The 17,183-nt window shown below is 69.1% G+C and carries 13 protein-coding genes; 10 read left to right on the top strand and 3 right to left on the bottom strand.

Features of this window, described 5'->3' with window-relative positions; all coding sequences use genetic code 11:
- Positions 1 to 11: 11 nt before the first annotated feature.
- On the top strand, positions 12 to 3,197 hold the full coding sequence (locus ACX9GQ_RS22555) for an efflux RND transporter permease subunit (RefSeq protein ID WP_459631858.1): 3,186 nt from the start codon (positions 12 to 14) through the stop codon (positions 3,195 to 3,197).
- Between the two features lie 142 nt (positions 3,198 to 3,339).
- Here the strand turns inward: ACX9GQ_RS22555 and ACX9GQ_RS22550 are convergent, their stop codons facing one another.
- Positions 3,340 to 4,104, bottom strand: a complete 765-nt coding sequence (locus ACX9GQ_RS22550; RefSeq protein WP_459631857.1) for a cyclic nucleotide-binding domain-containing protein — start codon at positions 4,102 to 4,104, stop codon at positions 3,340 to 3,342.
- A gap of 290 nt (positions 4,105 to 4,394) precedes the next feature.
- On the opposite strand from ACX9GQ_RS22550, the gene mog reads away from it, so the two are divergent.
- The 8 genes from mog to ACX9GQ_RS22510 all read left to right on the top strand — a co-directional run bounded on the left by mog (position 4,395) and on the right by ACX9GQ_RS22510 (position 12,633).
- On the top strand, positions 4,395 to 4,937 hold the full coding sequence (gene mog / locus ACX9GQ_RS22545; RefSeq protein WP_459631856.1) for a molybdopterin adenylyltransferase: 543 nt from the start codon (positions 4,395 to 4,397) through the stop codon (positions 4,935 to 4,937).
- 100 nt (positions 4,938 to 5,037) lie between these two features.
- On the top strand, positions 5,038 to 5,223 hold the full coding sequence (locus ACX9GQ_RS22540; RefSeq protein WP_459631855.1) for a hypothetical protein: 186 nt from the start codon (positions 5,038 to 5,040) through the stop codon (positions 5,221 to 5,223).
- 244 nt (positions 5,224 to 5,467) lie between these two features.
- Positions 5,468 to 7,054: a DEAD/DEAH box helicase gene (locus tag ACX9GQ_RS22535; RefSeq protein WP_459631854.1), complete on the top strand. Its 1,587-nt coding sequence runs from the start codon at positions 5,468 to 5,470 to the stop codon at positions 7,052 to 7,054.
- Between the two features lie 504 nt (positions 7,055 to 7,558).
- Positions 7,559 to 8,938, top strand: coding sequence for a substrate-binding domain-containing protein (locus ACX9GQ_RS22530; RefSeq protein ID WP_459631853.1), 1,380 nt, complete (start codon positions 7,559 to 7,561; stop codon positions 8,936 to 8,938).
- Between the two features lie 119 nt (positions 8,939 to 9,057).
- Complete coding sequence (locus ACX9GQ_RS22525; protein ID WP_459631852.1) at positions 9,058 to 10,005, top strand: carbohydrate ABC transporter permease; 948 nt, start codon at positions 9,058 to 9,060, stop codon at positions 10,003 to 10,005.
- 166 nt (positions 10,006 to 10,171) lie between these two features.
- Entirely contained in the window at positions 10,172 to 11,005 is an 834-nt protein-coding gene (locus tag ACX9GQ_RS22520; RefSeq protein WP_459631851.1) for a carbohydrate ABC transporter permease, read from the top strand.
- Positions 11,006 to 11,046: 41 nt separating this feature from the next.
- Positions 11,047 to 11,943 carry a dihydrodipicolinate synthase family protein gene (locus ACX9GQ_RS22515; protein WP_459631850.1) on the top strand — a complete coding sequence of 299 codons (897 nt, stop codon included), beginning with the start codon at positions 11,047 to 11,049 and terminating at the stop codon, positions 11,941 to 11,943.
- Between the two features lie 9 nt (positions 11,944 to 11,952).
- Positions 11,953 to 12,633, top strand: coding sequence for a GntR family transcriptional regulator (locus ACX9GQ_RS22510; protein WP_459631849.1), 681 nt, complete (start codon positions 11,953 to 11,955; stop codon positions 12,631 to 12,633).
- A gap of 60 nt (positions 12,634 to 12,693) precedes the next feature.
- Here the strand turns inward: ACX9GQ_RS22510 and ACX9GQ_RS22505 are convergent, their stop codons facing one another.
- Together ACX9GQ_RS22505 and ACX9GQ_RS22500 are read right to left on the bottom strand one after the other, a co-directional pair.
- Positions 12,694 to 13,899 (bottom strand): alpha/beta hydrolase, encoded by a 1,206-nt coding sequence (locus tag ACX9GQ_RS22505; protein WP_459631848.1) that lies wholly within the window; start codon positions 13,897 to 13,899, stop codon positions 12,694 to 12,696.
- A gap of 164 nt (positions 13,900 to 14,063) precedes the next feature.
- Positions 14,064 to 15,260, bottom strand: coding sequence for an alpha/beta hydrolase (locus ACX9GQ_RS22500; RefSeq protein WP_459631847.1), 1,197 nt, complete (start codon positions 15,258 to 15,260; stop codon positions 14,064 to 14,066).
- A 253-nt stretch (positions 15,261 to 15,513) separates the two neighbouring features.
- On the opposite strand from ACX9GQ_RS22500, the gene ACX9GQ_RS22495 reads away from it, so the two are divergent.
- Positions 15,514 to 17,124, top strand: a complete 1,611-nt coding sequence (locus ACX9GQ_RS22495; protein ID WP_459631846.1) for an ABC transporter substrate-binding protein — start codon at positions 15,514 to 15,516, stop codon at positions 17,122 to 17,124.
- Positions 17,125 to 17,183 lie beyond the last annotated feature (59 nt).

The following is a 17,183-nucleotide window of genomic DNA, read 5'->3' as shown; positions in this document are numbered from 1 at the left end:
AGGCGCCCGCGATGAAGTTCACCCACTTCTTCGTCGAGCGGCCGATCTTCGCCTCGGTGCTCTCGATCGCGCTGATGATCATCGGCGGCGTCGCCTACCTGCGGCTGCCGGTCTCCCAATATCCCGAGATTTCCCCGCCCACGATCACGGTGAGTGCCACGTATCCCGGCGCCAGCGCCGAGGTCGTGGCCGCGACGGTGGCGGCGCCGATCGAGCAGGAGATCAACGGAGTCGACGGCGCCATCTACCTGTCCTCGAACTCCACCGAGGACGGCCGCATGTCGATCTCGGTGACGTTCGCGCTCGGCACCGACCTCGACCAGGCGCAGGTCGAGGTGCAGAACCGCGTGCGCGTGGCCGAGCCGCGCCTGCCGGAGGAAGTACGCCGCCTCGGCGTCACGGTGCGCAAGAACTCGCCCGACCTGATGATGGTCATCAACGTGCTGTCGCCCGACAAGTCGCGCGACAGCCTGTGGCTGTCGAACTACGCCAACATCGAGATCCGCGACCGCCTGCTGCGCGTCGACGGCGTCGGCTCCATCCAGGTGTTCGGCAGCCGCGACTACGCCATGCGCATCTGGCTCGACCCGGACCGGTTGGCGGCGCGCAACATGACGGCCTCCGACGTCGTCGGCGCGCTGCAGCGCCAGAACGTGCAGGTTGCCTCCGGCATCATCAACCAGCCGCCGGTCGCCACCACGGGCGCCTTCCAGGTGGCGGTGCGCACGCAGGGACGCCTCGCCAATCCCGAGGAGTTCTCCGGCATCGTCGTGAAGACGGATCGTGACGGCCGCACCACGCGGCTGCGCGACATCGCGCGCGTCGATCTCGCGGCACAGGACTATTCGACGAACTCCTATCTCGGCCGCGACGAGGCGGTCGGCATGGGCATCTTCCAGAAGCCCGGCTCCAACGCGCTCAGGACCGAGGCCGCCGTGCAGGCGGCGATGCGCGAGATCGCAGCCGACATCCCGGCGGGGGTGGACTACGCGATCATCTACAACCCGACGAAGATCATCCAGGAGTCGGTGGACGCGGTGTACCGCACCATCGTCGAGGCCGTGGTCCTCGTCGTCCTCGTCATCCTGCTCTTCCTGCAGAGCTGGCGCGCCGCGCTCATCCCGATCCTGGCGATCCCGGTGTCGCTGATCGGCACCTTCGCGGTGATGGATGCCGTCGGCTTCTCGTTGAACAACCTGACGCTGTTCGGGCTGGTGCTGGCCATCGGCATCGTCGTCGACGACGCCATCGTCGTGGTGGAGAACGTCGAGCGCAACCTCGCGGCCGGCCTCTCCCCGGTCGAGGCGACGAAGCGGACGATGGACGAGGTCGGCTCGGCACTCATCGCCATCGCGCTGGTGCTGTCGGCGGTGTTCATCCCGGTGGCGTTCCTCACCGGCATCACCGGCCAGTTCTTCCGCCAGTTCGCGCTTACCATCGCCGCAGCGACGGTGATCTCGGCATTCAACTCGCTGACGCTGTCGCCGGCACTCTGTGCACTGCTGCTGAAGCCGCACGTGAAGGACGCTCAGCGCTCGCTGGCGTCGCGCGTGCTCGGCTGGCCGATGCGCGCCTTCTTCCGCGCCTTCAACTGGACGTTCGACGGCATCGCGGCGGGCTACGGCTGGCTCACCGGCCGCCTCGTGCGCATCGGCATCGTCGTGCTGCTGGCCTATGCAGGCCTCGTCGGCCTCACCGTCGACCTGTTCATGAAGGCGCCGCGCGGCTTCATCCCGCAGCAGGAGCGCGGCTTCTACATCGTCGCCATCCAGCTGCCGCCGGGGTCCACCATCACCCGCACCGACGAGGTGGTGAAGCGGGCGACCGACATCATCCTCGGCACGCCGGGCTTCGACAACGCGGTCGGCATTGTCGGCTTCTCGGGCGCGACCTTCACCAGCGCGCCCAATGCGGCCGCCATCTTCGCACGCACCGAGGACATCGCCACGCTGCCCGACAAGGGCCTGACGCAGCAGCGCATCCTCGGCATGCTCTTCCAGCGGCTGGCGCCGATCCAGGAGGCCTTCATCATCCCCATCGCCCCGCCGCCCGTGCAGGGCGTCGGCAATGCCGGCGGCGTCCGCATGATGATCCAGGATCGAGCCGGCCTCGGTTCCGCCGCCCTCGGCGACGCCCTGCAGGCGATGGCGGCCCGCGCCGCCCAGACGCCCGGCATCGAGCGACCCTTCTTCACCTTCGAGACGCGGACGCCGCAGATCTATCTCGACATCGACCGCGTCAAGGCGCAGATGCTCGGCGTCAACCTGACCGAGGCTTTCCGCACGCTCGAGATCTATCTCGGCTCGGCCTACGTCAACGACTTCAATTTCCTCGGCAAGACGTTCCGCGTGACGGCGCAGGCCGACGGAGGCTTCCGCAATGACGCCTCCGGCATCCTGCGCCTCAGGGTGCGCAACCAGAACGGCGATGCCGTTCCCTTCGCCTCCTTCGCGCAGCTGCGCGAGACGGCCGGGCCGGCGCGCGTGCCGCGCTACAACCTCTACCCCGCGGCGGAGTTCGACGCGTCGACGCCGCAGGGCTACTCGTCGGGCCAGACGATGAAGGCGCTGGAGGGCATCGCGCGCGAGGTGCTGCCGCCAGGCATGGGCTTCGAGTGGACCGGCATCGCGTGGCAGCAGCAGAAGGCGGGCGACACGGGCCTCTACGTCTTCGTGCTCGGCGTGGTGTTCGTGTTCCTGGTACTGGCCGCCCAGTACGAGAGCCTGACGCTGCCCCTGGCCGTCATCCTCATCGTGCCGATGTGCCTGCTCGCGGGCGTCGCCGGCGTCACGTTCCGGGGGCTGGACGTCAACGTCCTGACGCAGGTGGGCTTCGTGGTTCTCATAGGCCTCGCGGCCAAGAACGCCATCCTGATCGTCGAGTTCGCGCGGCAGCTGGAGGACAAGGGCCTCGACGCGCGCGAGGCGGCGACGCAGGCGGCGAAGCTGCGCCTGCGGCCGATCGTGATGACGTCGCTCGCCTTCATCCTCGGCGTCGTGCCGCTGGTGATCGCCAAGGGCGCCGGCGCCGAGATGCGGCAGGCCATCGGCACGGCGGTGTTCTTCGGCATGCTCGGGGTGACCGGCTTCGGCCTGCTGTTCACGCCCACGTTCTACGTACTGTGCAGCCGGCTCGCGTCACTCGGGCGACGCAAGAAACCCGAGGCTCCCGTGCCGGCCAAGGGCGCCCACGCCTGAAGGTCCGCCGGTCGGGACAACGCATTCCCCGGCGGGCGGTGAAGCCGGCCGGGGGAAGAGAACGTCAGGCTGAAGCTGTCTCAGGCTGATGCCGTGTCATGCCGGCGCCCGCCCCGGGCGAGGCCGGCCCACGGGCGGCGCCTCAGGCGTCCGTCGTGACCTCGTCGATCAGAGGGTCAGGCATGGCGAGGCGTTCGAGCGCCGGCTTGTCGGTGATGCGGATCGTGCGTCCGTGCACCTCGACCCCGTGGCGCGTCAGCGTCGCGAAGTTGCGCGAGAGATTCTCCGGCGTCATGCCCAGCCGCGATGCGAGCGTGCGCTTGTCGAAGGGGATGTCGAACTGCCCCTCGCCGCCGGTGAAGGTGTTCTCGCGGATGATCCAGTTGGCCAGGCGCTCGACGCTGGTGCGCAGCTTCTGGCTCTTCAGTTCCTGAACCACCGAGCGGTAGGCGTCCGCCAGCTCGCAGGCGATGGCCGAGGCGAAGGCGGCGTCATCGGACAGGGCCCGGAGCACGACGTCGGTCGGGATCATGAGCACGCGCGAGGGATCGAGCGTGCGGCCGGACGTGAGCACCGGCTGGCGCTTGATCACGGCGGCGAGGATGAACGTCGAGATCGGCCTCAGCACCGCAATGGTCGTCTCGCGGTCCGCGTGGCGGGCGAACAGCTCGATCGCCCCCTCGAGCACGACGTAGAGGAAGTCCGGAGTCTGGCCGCGCTCGAACAGCACGACATGAGGCGGGAACCGCTGCAGGAAGGCCGGTTGCACGAGTGCGTCGAACCGGTCGTCCGCCATGCCCCGGAACAAGGGCAGATCCCTGATTGCTGCCGCGTCTGCGCTTCGCACCGCCATCGCCTCGCTGATTGCCTGCTTGATCGGAATCTCGCCCCTCAGGACGAGTATCACGAATGCTCGTGTTACACCTCAACTATGGAGGGTGGCCACGGAGTTTAATCGGTCGGAATACGTAAGGTCGGAACCCCACATCTGCTGCCTGCCGCCGTGCGGCAAGGACAGCCTTCATCTCCGGTAGCGCGCTGGTGCAATTCGGCTAAGTTCCGGCTCGACAAGTTTCGCGGTGACCAACGCCTTCTGTGCCGAGGGGTTCCACCCGTCTTGAAAGTCGCGGCCCGGCGTCACACAACCTCACCGCATCGACGAACCGCCAGCCAGTTCCAGCCCGCAGGAGTTCAGCCATGGCCGACCCCCAGCCGATCCTCCCCGTCGGCGTGCTGACCGTCTCGGACCGCGCCAGCCGCGGCGAGTACGAGGACAAGGGCGGGCCGGGGATCGTGGCGGCGCTCACCGACATCCTGTCGACGCCGTGGCGTCCGGTGGCGCGCATCGTTCCGGACGAGAGGCCGGCCATCGAGGCCGCGCTGGTCGATCTCGTGGACAGGGAGGGCTGCTGCCTCGTGCTCACCACGGGTGGCACGGGGCCGGCGCCGCGCGACGTGACGCCGGAGGCGACCGAGGCGGTATGCGAGCGCCTGCTGCCCGGTTTCGGCGAGCTGATGCGCACGGCCAGCCTGCGCGAGGTCCCCACGGCGATCCTGTCGCGCCAGATCGCGGGAACCCGGGGGCGGGCGCTTCTGATCAACCTGCCGGGCAAGCCGTCCGCGATCCGCACCTGTCTCGACGCCGTCTTCCCGGCCGTGCCCTACTGCATCGACCTCATCGGCGGCGATCGGTTCGAAACGAACCCCGGCGTCTGCAAGAGCTTCCGCCCGAAGGCGTGAGGCTGCTGCAGGCCTCCGGCGCGTAACCGCGAACTTGACAAATTTCACGATTTTGACACGTTGGCCCCGTCGTGACACTGCGACGTCAACCGGCGCGTTGATGATGTTGGGTACCAAGTCTGTCGTCGTGCCGGGTCGGGGCTCGCTCTGGCTCACGGTCGTCGAAGGAACGCTGGTCGTGGCGACCGTCGTGCTCCTCGGCTTCACCGCTATCCGCCTCGCCGCCGCCGATCCCACCGGACCCGCGCACGAGGTCGCGGCCGCGCAGGGCCGGGTCGTCCGCTAGATCCCGCCGTACACGCCGGCATTGACTTCGCACTTGCGAAAGCGCATGGTCCGCGCATCGCACGTCCGTGGCATCGAGGAGGCGTGACGGGACCGTGAATGGTCCGGCCTGCCGCGGACACTGGGCCTCAGCGCCCGATCGAAACCGACATCCCTCGTCGCGCGGGGCGTCCCCACGGAGCGGAAATCTCCGCTCGCGGACGTCGTGCGCCTGCGTGCGACCTTCCTCAACAGAAAGAACGACCTTGACCGACTTTTCGTCACTCGGCCTTGCCGCGCCGATCCTGAAGGCGCTTGCGACCGAGAACTATGTCACGCCGACGCCGATCCAGGCGAAGGCGATCCCCCACGTCATGACCGGTCGCGACCTGCTGGGCGTCGCCCAGACTGGCACCGGCAAGACGGCCGCCTTCGCGCTGCCGATCCTCCACCGCCTCGATGCCGACCGCCGCCAGACGCCGCGCCGCGGCTGCCGTGCGCTGGTGCTGAGCCCGACCCGCGAGCTCGCCAGCCAGATCGCCGAGAGCTTCACCGCCTATGGCCGCAACATGCGCCTGAGCGTCGCCGTGATCTTCGGCGGCGTGAAGATCGGCAAGCAGATCCGCGAGATGGCGAACGGCGTCGACGTGCTCGTGGCCACGCCGGGCCGGCTGCTCGACCTCGTCAACCAGCGCGCCGTGACGCTGAACGACGTCGAGGTGATCGTCCTCGACGAGGCCGACCAGATGCTCGACATGGGCTTCATCCATGACATCCGCAAGCTGGTCGCGATGCTGCCGAAGAAGCGGCAGAGCCTGTTCTTCTCGGCCACCATGCCGAAGGACATCGCCGACCTCGCCGACCGTTTCCTGACCGATCCGGCCAAGGTGTCGGTGGCGCCGGTCGCCACCACCGCCGAGCGCATCGACCAGCGGGTCATCTTCATCGACACGGCCCGCAAGCAGGCGCTGCTGACGAAGCTGCTGGACGACCGTTCCATCGCGCGCGCGCTCGTCTTCACCCGCACCAAGCACGGCGCGGACCGCGTCGTGCGGCGCCTTGCCGCCTCCGGCATCCCGGCGGCGGCCATCCACGGCAACAAGTCGCAACCGCAGCGCGAGAAGGCGCTGGCCGACTTCCGCGACGGCCACAGCCGCCTGCTGGTGGCCACCGACATCGCCGCGCGCGGCATCGACGTCGACGGCGTGACGCACGTCATCAACTTCGACCTACCCAACGTGCCGGAGAGTTACGTCCACCGCATCGGCCGGACGGCTCGGGCCGGCGCCGCCGGCATCGCCATCTCCTTCTGCGACAGCGAGGAGCGGGCGTTCCTGCGCGACATCGAGCGCCTCACCCGCCTGAAGGTGCCGGTCGTGCCCGCGCCCGACGACCTGCCGATGGTCGCCGACGCGCCGCGCCCCGCCCCCGAGGAGCGCCAGCACCGCGGCGGCGGACGTGGTCGCGACAACCACCGCGGCCCTCGCGATGGCCAGCGCCGCGCCGAGGGGCAGGGCAGGGGACCGCGGTCCGAAGCCCGCTCCGACCATCGCGCCGCCCCGCGCGACGGCGCCCGCGCCGAGCCGCAGGGTGGACACCGGCAGGGTGGCCAGCGCCCCGCGCAGTCAGCGCCGCGCAGCGCGGCGCCTCCGGCAGGACTTCCGGCCAGGGCCAACGCCAACCCCGGCGGCCGCATGGGCCAGGGCAAGCCTGCCGGCCGCGACAAGGCCGGAACGGCGCCGAGCGAAGCCGAGCGCGCCCGCTTCGGCGACCGCAACCGCCCCGGCAAGGGCGGCGGCAACCGCGCGAATGGTCGCCGCGGCGGCGGCCAGGGCCGCGCCTGGCAGGGCTGAGTCGGGAAGCAACCCGCGATGGCGCGGCGCCCTTCTCCCCACCGCGTGGGGAGAAGGTGGCGCGGACCGCCGGATGAGGGGCGCACCGTGCTCCATCGGTTCGCGAGAGTGGGTCACCCTCGCACCCGCGCGCCGGATGAGGGTGCGCCCGGCCGGGCCCTCCAGCCTAATGCGGCAACGACCCCTCATCCGCCTCCGCTGTCGCGGAGGGCACCTTCTCCCCGCGAGCGGGGCGAAGGGAGGCGCGGAAACCGGCGTTCGTCCTTCCGGTCGGCAGTGGGCCACCCCGCCCTGCTGCCGGATCCCGCTGTTCCACTTTCCCCTTGTCCCCCTTTGCCTCCTGTCCCCATCCCACTGCGTACATGCTGCGATGCAGCTAACATGTCAGTTGCAAGGTGCGACGGAGCGCGCTAGCCTGCCCCTGCATTCGTCAAGGACACCCCGGCCGCAACGACCGGGGATGGGCGCGAAGCGCGACCGCCACACCGTTCCTGGGGAGGAACCATGCCCGACCACACCGACAACAACGGCCGTTTCAATCGATTCAACGTGTCCCGCCGCACGCTGCTGAAGGCAGGTGCCGGCGTGTCCGCGCTCGGCGTGATCGGCGCCCCGGCGATCGTCCGCACGGCCAACGCGCAGTCGAAGTTCGACTGGAAGCGCTTCTCCGGCGAGAAGATCGACGTCATGCTGGTGAAGAACCCGCGCTCCGATCTGCTGCAGGCGGCGGAGAAGGAGTTCTTCGAGCTGACGGGGATCACGGTCTCCTCCGAGCAGATCCCCGAGCAGCAGCAGCGCCAGAAGGCGATGATCGAGTTCACCTCGGGTCGCCCGACCTTCGACGTGACGATGCTCGCCCTGCACGTGCAGAAGCGCCTGTCCTACAAGGGCAAGTGGACGGAAGACCTGCGTCCGCTCATCAACAATCCCGACATGACGAGCCCCGACTTCGACTTCGCCGACTTCGGCAAGGCGGGCCTCACCTTCGCGACGCAGGCCGACGGCGTGATGAACACGCTGCCCCACTTCGTCGACTTCTGGATGCTCTACTACAACAAGGAGATGTTCCAGGCGAAGGGTGTCGAATACCCGAAGTCGATGGACGAGATCATCACGGCTGCGGCCAAGCTCAACGACCCGTCCAAGCAGGTCGCCGGCTTCGTCTCCCGCGGCCTGAAGAACGCCAACATCCCGGTGTGGACGAGCTGGCTGCTCGGCCAGGGCCTCGAGACGATCGACCCGGCCACGGGCAAGCTCAACACGGACGGCGCCGAGGCGATCTGGGCGGCCGAGCTCTATCGCAAGCTCAACCGCGACTACGCGCCGCCCGGCACCATCGGCTTCAACTGGAACGAGTGCCAGACGACCTTCATGCAGGGCCGCGCGGCGATGTGGCTGGACGGCATCGGCTTCGCCACGCCGCTCGAGGACCCGACCAAGTCGAAGGTCGTCGGCAAGGTCGGCTACGGCATCACGCCCCCCGGCCCGAAGGCGCACCACTCGGCGATCTTCGCCGACGGCATGGGCATCGCCCAGGCGTCGAAGAAGAAGGGCGCGGCCTGGTTCTACATCCAGTTCATGGTCAACAAGAAGAACCAGCTGGCCATGCTGAAGGCCGGCGCCGGCTCCCCCGCGCGCATGTCGCCGTTCAACGACCCGGAGGGCACGAAGTCGTCCATCTTCGCGAAGGACTACTTCGACTGCATGGCCGGCTCCGGCAAGATCGGGCGCCCCGGCCTGCCGCAGATCATCCCGGTCACCGAGTTCCGCGACATCTTCGGCGTGGCGCTGACCAACACCCTGTCGGGTGCCGATCCGGCCGCCGAGCTCAAGAAGGCCACCGAGACCTTCAAGCCGGTCCTCGAGAAGTCCGAGCAGGGCTGACGGCGCGGCGGCTGCGGCCGCCGCCTCGCGCTCGCGCATGAATGACGACCCGGTCCCCGCGCGGGGACCGGGATCCCCCTCGCATGGGCCGTGAGGCCCGCCTCGTTCCGGGTGCACGGATGACGAATGCCACAGCCCAGGCCCCGAGGCCGCAGGACGTCGCCGGCCGCACGGTCGATCGCTCGGCCGCGTCCGCGAAGCCCTACGACTTCTCGCGCAAGTACTGGGTGTTCGCCGTCCCGGCGACCGTCATCGTCTGCGCCGTCATCGTCTTCCCCTGGCTCTTCACCGTCGTCATGTCGGTGCAGGACTGGAAGGTCGGCGGCGGGGCCGAGTATGTCGGCCTCGAGAACTACCGCACCCTGATCCGCGACGAGCGCTTCATCGACTCGATCCGCATCACCTTCGTCTTCACGGTGCTGGCCGTCGTCATCCCCATCGTGCTGGGCACGGCGGCGGCGCTCGTGTTCCACCGCGAGTTCCCTCTGCGCGGCGTGCTGCGCACGATCTTCGTGATGCCGATGATGGCGACGCCGGTCGCCGTCTCGCTCGTGTGGAAGATGATGTTCCACCCGCAGCTCGGCGTGCTGAACTACATCCTCAGCCTGTTCGGCATCCCGCCGAGCGCCTGGGTGTTCAGCCCGGAGACGGTCATCCCGACCCTCGTCATGGTCGAGGTCTGGCACTGGACGCCGCTCGTCATGCTCATCGTTCTCGGCGGCCTCGCCGGCCTGCCGAAGGAGCCCTACGAGTCGGCGGTGATCGACGGTGCCAACAGCTGGCACATGTTCCGTTACATCACCCTGCCGCTGCTGTGGCCCTACATCATGATCGCGCTGATCATCCGCACGATCGACGCGCTCAAGGTCTTCGACATCATCTTCGTGATCTCGGAAGGTGGGCCGGGCACGGCGTCGGAGACGCTCAACATCTTCCTCTACCTGCAGGCGTTCCAGTTCTACAAGATCGGCTACGCCTCCGCCGTCGTCGTCATCTTCTTCGGCATCATCGTCGCCCTGTCCCTCCTGCTGCTCTACACGCGGCAGAAGTCGAAGTGGAACGCGTGATGGCCGCGGATCTTCGTCACCCTCGCCGTCATCCCCTGCGGCCTGCGCAGCGGGTCGGGATTGACAGCCTTGGGATCGTCCGGCGCCGCGGCAACGAAGGACGATATGGCCTGAGCGGTCTGCCGGAGGATCGCAGGACCGCGACCAACCTCTCGGGACGACGTTCATGAGCACGCTTACCCTCAAGCGCGTGGCCCTGAAGACCGGCTTTGCCCTCTCGGTCTTCGCGCTCGTCTCGCCGGCGATCCTCGTGTTCCTGTGGATGCTGTCGCTGTCGTTCAAGAACGAGGTCGACAACACCGCGTGGCCGCCGGTGTTCATCCCCAACCCGCCGACGCTCGCCAACTACGTCGAGGTGTTCGCGCGCAACAACTTCCTGCTCTACCTGTGGAACTCGATCCTGGTGACGGGCGGCGCGGTGCTCGTCGGGCTGCTCGTCGGCGTGCCAGCCGGCTACGGCATCGCCCGGTCGAAGTCGGCGAAGTTCGCGATCCTCATCCTGATCGCGCGCATGACGCCGGCGCTGTCCTACCTGATCCCGCTGTTCATGGTGTTCCAGTGGCTCGGCCTCGTCGGCACCATCCCGGCGCTGCTGATCACCCACCTCGTCATCACCATCCCGATCATCGTGTGGATCATGATCGGCTACTTCGAGAACATCCCGCAGGAACTCGAGGACGCCGCGCTGGTCGACGGCGCGACGCCGTGGCAGGGCTTCCGCTACATCGCCATGCCGCTGGCCCGGCCGGGCATGGTGGTGGGCGCGATCCTCGCCTTCATCTTCTCGTGGAACAACTTCATCTTCTCGGTGGTGCTCGGCGGAAAGTCCACGCGCACGCTGCCCTCGGCCATCTACAACGTCCTGACCTTCGAGCAGATCTCGTGGGGCCCGCTCGCAGCCGCCGCGCTGCTGGTCACCCTGCCGGTCCTGCTGCTCACCGTCATCGCCCAGCGCGAGATCGTCGCGGGCCTGTCGGCCGGCGGCCTGAAGGACGGCTGACGCCATGACCCCGTTCCTCCCTTCCCATCGGAGCCCCTGCCATGACTGAACCCCGCAAGCGCTTCGGCCTCTCCGTCGCGCTGGCCACGCCCCTCACGGCCGGTGGCGCCATCGACTTCAAGCGGATGGCGAACCACGCCCGCTGGTGCCTCGACAACGGCTGCGACAGCGTCACGCTGTTCGGCACGACGGGGGAGGGCGCGTCGATCGGCCTCGCCGGCCGCAACCAGGCCTTCGGCGCCATGCTGGGCGCCGGCCTTGACGCCCGCACCCAGATGCTGGCCGGTGTCGCCGCCGCCTCGGTGCACGAGGCGCTGGAGCAGGCCCGCGCCGCCTACGACGTGAACTGCCGCGGCACGCTCGTCGCTCCGCCCTTCTACTTCAAGGGCGTCTCGGACGAGGGCCTCCACCACTGGTATGCGAAGCTGTTCGATGCCCTCGGCGCCCGCGCACGGGACGTGATCCTCTACCACATCCCCTCGGTGACGGCGGTCGACATCAGCCCGAACCTGATCTCGATGCTGCGCAAGAGCCATCCCGGCGTCGTCATCGGCGTGAAGGACTCCTCCGGCGACCAGGCCAACACGCAGAAGCTGCTCGACACGCACGCCGACCTCGCCATCCTCGTCGGTGACGAGCGCCAGCTGGCCGAGACCGTGCGCAAGGGCGGCCAGGGCACGATCTGCGGCGTCGCGAACTTCCTGCCGCACCTGCTGCGCCCCATGGCGCACGAGGGGCGCTCGGAGCCGCGGATCGACGCCGTGGTGGATGCGCTGTGCGCCTATCCGGTGATCCCGGCTGTGAAGGCCATGGTCGGCCACGTCCACCGCGATCCGGCCTGGCTCACGGTGCGGCCGCCGCTCGATCCGCTGCCGGCGGCCGACGCCGCCGCGCTGGGTGCCGCCGTGGACCGGATCGTGGGCGCGAAGGCCGCCTGAGGAGGAGCCATGGCCGGGCGGGGAGACGAGGGCGAGCCCCTCAAGCTGCGGGAGAAGGCGTACGACGCCTTCAAGCAGCATCTCCTCGCGCGCGACATCCTGCCCGGCCAGTTCGTCTCCCAGCGCGAGCTCGTGGAGCTGACCGGCCTGCCGCTCGGCGCGATCCGGGAACTCGTCCCGCGGCTGGAGGCCGAGGGGTTGATCCGCACCGTGCCGCAGCGGGGGATGCAGGTCGCGCACATCGACGTGCCGCTGATCCGCGACGCCTTCCAGTTCCGCCTGATCATCGAGAAGGAGGCGATGGCGCAGTTCGTCTCCACCGCCTCCGACGCGCTGGTGGCCGAACTGCTGGCCAGCCACCGCTCGATCATGGAGCGTGCCTCGACGGAGGATGTCACGCCGGCGCTCATCGCCGAGGCGCAGGCCATCGACTGGGGCTTCCACGACAATCTCGTGGAAGGGCTGGGCAACGAGATCGTCGCCAAGGCCTATCAGGTCAATGCCATCAAGATCCGCCTGATCCGCCAGCAGGACATCCGCATCCACCGCGAGATCGTCGTGCCCGTGATGCAGGAGCACATGCGCATCCTCGAGGCGCTGGAGCGCCGCGACGTGGACGCCGCGGTGGGGGCTCTCGCGTGGCACATCAACCACGCCCGCGACAAGGCGCTCGGGCTCACGGGCCGGTAGGACCGGCGGAACGATCCCTCGTCCTTCGAGGCGTGACGGACCGGTTGGCCGGTCAGCCCTCTACAGCGGCGCCAGCGGCTGCGCTTCCACGGGCGTCGTCTTCTCCGGCGCGGGCGGCGCGGCGGTGCGGGCGGCAGCGACCGAGGGGTCGATGTAGGACTGCGCCTGCTGGGCGTCCGGCGGCTCGGCGACCCGCGGCGCCTCCGCGAGCTGCGCGCCGATGGAGCGCACCACCTGCGGCGCCTCCGCGAAGGTGCCGTGGCGGAAGATGTCGCTGGAGCCGGCGCCCTTGAGGTCGTAGACGCGCACGTTGAGCCCCGCCAGCTCGTTGACATGGTCCTTGTTGTCGAGGTCGAGCGCACCGAGGCGCGTACGCGAGCCGGCGAGCTTCGACGAGACGGACAGCGCCCGGTCGTCGGCGGCCGCGAAGACGGACACCCGCGCCGCGCTGCCGACGCGCTGCATCTGCGCGCGGAAGACGTCGATGTCGATGTCGGGAGCCGCCAGCATCACCTCGCCGATGCGCCCGCCGAGGTCCGCCTTCCCGGCGATGGCGCTCTGGCGGAGCGCCTCCATGGCCAGCCACGTTCCCATCGAGTGGGCGAGGATGTGCACGCGGCCCACGCCCGGCGTCGCGGCGATGTCCTGCAGCATCTTCTCCAGCGGGTCGCGGGAGGCGGTGGCGCTCTCCTTGTCGCTGCCATAGGCAAGGATCTGGCTGCGCGACGGCCATGTGAACAGCACCGGCACGCCGGTGAAGCCGCCGTCGTTGACGATCTGGGCCAGGCGGAAGCGCGCCTCGTCGTAGCTGACGTTGTAGCCGTGCACGAAGACCAGCACGTCGCGGCTCGGCCCGATCCGGCCGGAGAGCTGCGCGGCGAGGTCCTGCTGGAACGCGTCCGGCTCGATCCGGCGGTCGCCGACGACGGTGAAATGGCGGCTGCGGCTTTCCGGCGTGATCGTGGGACGCTCGATGACGCCGGGCTCGTGCCCGGGGGGAATGCTGATCGAGGTCGACGAGAATCGGGCCGCCTTCAGCGTCTCGCCGGAGCCGGCGTCGCGGTTAGACTTGCGCGTGGAGGCCACGTACATCTGCACCGTGCGGCCCTGCGCCGCCTGCGCCTTGGAGAAGAGCCCCGTCGAGCCGGTGACGGTGTCCATCGTTCCGGCGCAGCCGGCGAGGCCGAGGCCGGAGACCCCGAGCGCGGCGACGATCGCCATACGGGCGGCAAGGGAACGGCGGACGGCAGGACGGACGCTGGACACGGCAACCTCTCGGGACGCGGACGGCCGCGGCAGGCGACGGCCCGGACCCTGTCCGTGGACCCGCAAGGGTGAATGGACGGTGAATCCCACGGGTCGCCGGTACCGCGGCCCCGGCCAGTGACACCCGATCGTGACGCAAATGGGACGACGGCCGGTTTCGGCCGTCATTCCTCCTTGAGGACGGCCGGCACGGGATCCTTGCCTTCGAGAACCTTCACCGGAGCGGCGACGACGCCCGCCGCCACGCCGCCGACCGTGTTGCCGAGCGAAGAGCCGACGACGACGAGGCTCTCGCCCAGGGTCGGGCCGCGGCCCTTGATTCCGCCGTCGTCGGCCAGCCGGCCGCCGATCATCTGCACCACGCCGGGCGCTGCGGCGAACTTGCCGTGGTTCATGCTGTCGGACGACTTCACGTCCGAGAGGTCGATGACCGTGATGTGCCGCTGCTCCAGCCGCTGCGCCATCTCCGGATCGGACACGATGAAGGCGCCGGCGCGGTTGCTGGAGCGCCAGACGAAGCGCGAGAAGGCGAGCGCCTTGTCGTCCTTCGACACGAAGACGGTGATCGGCAGGCCCGAGGTCGTGATCTTCTCGAGCTGGCGGCGGAAGACGTCGATGTCGATGTCGGGCGCGGCGAACATCGCCTGGTCGAGCTTGCCGTTGTAGCGCCCGTTGCCGCGGATCGCGGCCTGCCGCAGCACCTCGGCGGTGAGGAAGCCGCCCATCGAGTGGGCCAGCACGTCGAACTTCCGCGCGCCGGTCTTGGTGGCGATCGCGGTGAGCGTGTTGTCGAGGTCGTCGCGCGAATAGACGGCGCTCTCGCGGTCGTAGGGGTAGGCGAGAAGCTCACCCTTCGAAGGCCAGGTGAACAGCACCGGCACGCCCTTGAACCCGCTGTCGTGGACGATCTGCGCAAAGCGGTACACGGCGTCGTCGAAGCGGGTGTTGTAGCCGTGCACGAAGACGAGCACGTCGCGGTTCTGCGGCGCCCGCGACTGCACCGCCTTGCGCACCTGGGCGATGAAGTCCTCCGAGTTGACGAGGTCGCGCTCGGCCGTGACGAAGTCGGTCTTGGGGTTCCCCGGCGGGCGCGACGGCAGCTCCAGCTCGCCGGTCTTGTGGTCCGGCGGCACGGAGACGACGATGCGCGCGTGGTTGACGCCCTTCGACCGGTCCCCGCCGAACATCAGCGCCGGGTCCGCTCCGTCCTTGGCACGCGAGGTGGCGACGTAGATCGTGACCGGCGAGGCTCCGGGCGGAATGTCGGACACGGGGTCGAGCAGACCCCGAGGGGCGCCGCAACCGGCCACTGCCAATGCCGAGAGCAAGGCGCAAACACGCAACGCCGCCTGCACGCCCATCGACTGCCCCCTCCCCGGATGTGCCTCCCCATGCCGTTAGCGATCCGCCGCCGGCGTTGCAACGCGCGCGCTGCCGCATTCTCACGATTTGGCCGCCCCTGTGACGGCCAAGCCTCAGAATCGTTAACGCTGGCGAGACCTTGGCAGTAGGCGGGCGCCGGCCGCGGCGCACTTGCGCGCCGGGCGGCGCTCCGTAGACTGCGACGCCACGGAGCCGCGGGCCATCGGGCCGAACAGCGGCGGGAGGATCATCATGTCGTCAAAACGCGCGGCCCTGGCCGCATTCGCGGTCGTCGTGGGCGCTACCCCTGCGCTGGCGCAGGAGCTTCGGATCGGTGTCGCCTCGGAGGCCACCTCGATCGACCCGCACTTCCACAATGTCGGGCAGAACAACGCGCTGCGGCGCCACATCTTCGAATCGCTGGTGGCCAACGACGCCAACGGCAAGCCGGTGCCCCACCTCGCCACCTCGTGGCGCTCCGTCGACGACAACACCTGGGAGTTCAAGCTTCGCCCGGGCGTGAAGTTCACCAACGGGGCCGACTTCACCGCGCGCGACGTGATCTACTCGGTCTGCCGGATCCCCACGGTCGAGAACTCGCCCTCCAACTTCACCATCGCCACCAAGGGCATCGAGGGCATGGAAGCCCCCGATCCGCTGACGCTGGTGATCAAGACGAAGGGCCCGTACCCGCTGATGCCGCTCGACATGGGGTCGGTGGCCATCCTGTCGTCGCAGGTGTTCGGGGCGGGCGCTGACCTCGCCTTCAAGAAGGGCGGCTGCCCCGGCCTCGGCACGCCGCCGAAGTCGGCGGACTTCAACGACCCGGCCAAGGCGGTCGGGACCGGCGCCTACAAGCTGGCGGAGTACACCCGCGGCACGAAGGTCGTGCTGGAGCGCAACGACGCCTACTGGGGCGCGAAGCCCCACTGGAAGACGGTGACGTTCCGGCCCCTGACGGCGGCCGGCCCGCGCGTCGCGGCGCTCCTCGCCGGCGACGTCGACATGATCGAGAACCCGCCGATCCAGGACTTCGAGCGCATCAAGGCCTCGGGCAACACGGTCATCCAGGGCCTGTCCAACCGCGTCATCTACATCCACCTCGACCAGTTCACCGGGGCGGGCTGGACCACGCCGGGCGTGAAGGGGACGGACGGCAAGAACCCCTTCCTCGACAAGCGGGTCCGCGAGGCGATGTCGAAGGCGATCAACCGCGACGCCATCGTCGAGCGCATCATGGGCGGCGTCGCCATCCCGGCCGGCGAACTCCTGCCCGTGCCGCTGTTCGGCACCTCGCCCGACCGCAAGCCCGACCGCTTCGACCCCGAGGCGGCCAAGAAGCTGCTCGCCGAGGCCGGCTACCCGAACGGCTTCGAGCTCGTGCTCGGCTCGCCGAACGACCGCTACATCAACGACGAGAAGGTGGCGCAGGCGGTGGCGCAGATGCTCACCCGCATCGGCATCCGCACCAGCGTCGACTCGATGACGGCATCGACCTTCTTCACCCGGCGCAACAAGTACGACTTCTCGGCCTATCTCGCCGGGTGGGGCGCCGACACCAACGAGATGTCGAACTCGATCATCGCGCTGGTGGCGACGCAGGACGCGGCGCCGAGCTTCGGCAACACCAACCGCGGCCGCTACTCGAACAAGACCGTCGACGAGCTGACGATCAAGGCGCTCGGCACCATCGACGACGCCGCCCGCGAGAATCTGCTGCGGCAGGCCTCGAAGACGGCCATGGAGGACTACGGCATCATCCCGCTGCACTTCGAGGTGACGCCCTGGGCCTTCAAGCCGGCGCTCAGCTACGCCGCACGCGTCGACCAGTACACGCTGGCCTACGAGGTGAAGCCGAAGTAAGTGCGGGCGCCGGCGCGCTTCGGCGCGCCGGCGGCACGGTCCCTTCAGGGACCCCGCGG

The organism is Alsobacter sp. R-9 (assembly GCF_054612375.1).
Note: the sequence above shows the minus strand (reverse complement) of the source record. Positions and strands in the feature narration are given on the sequence as shown.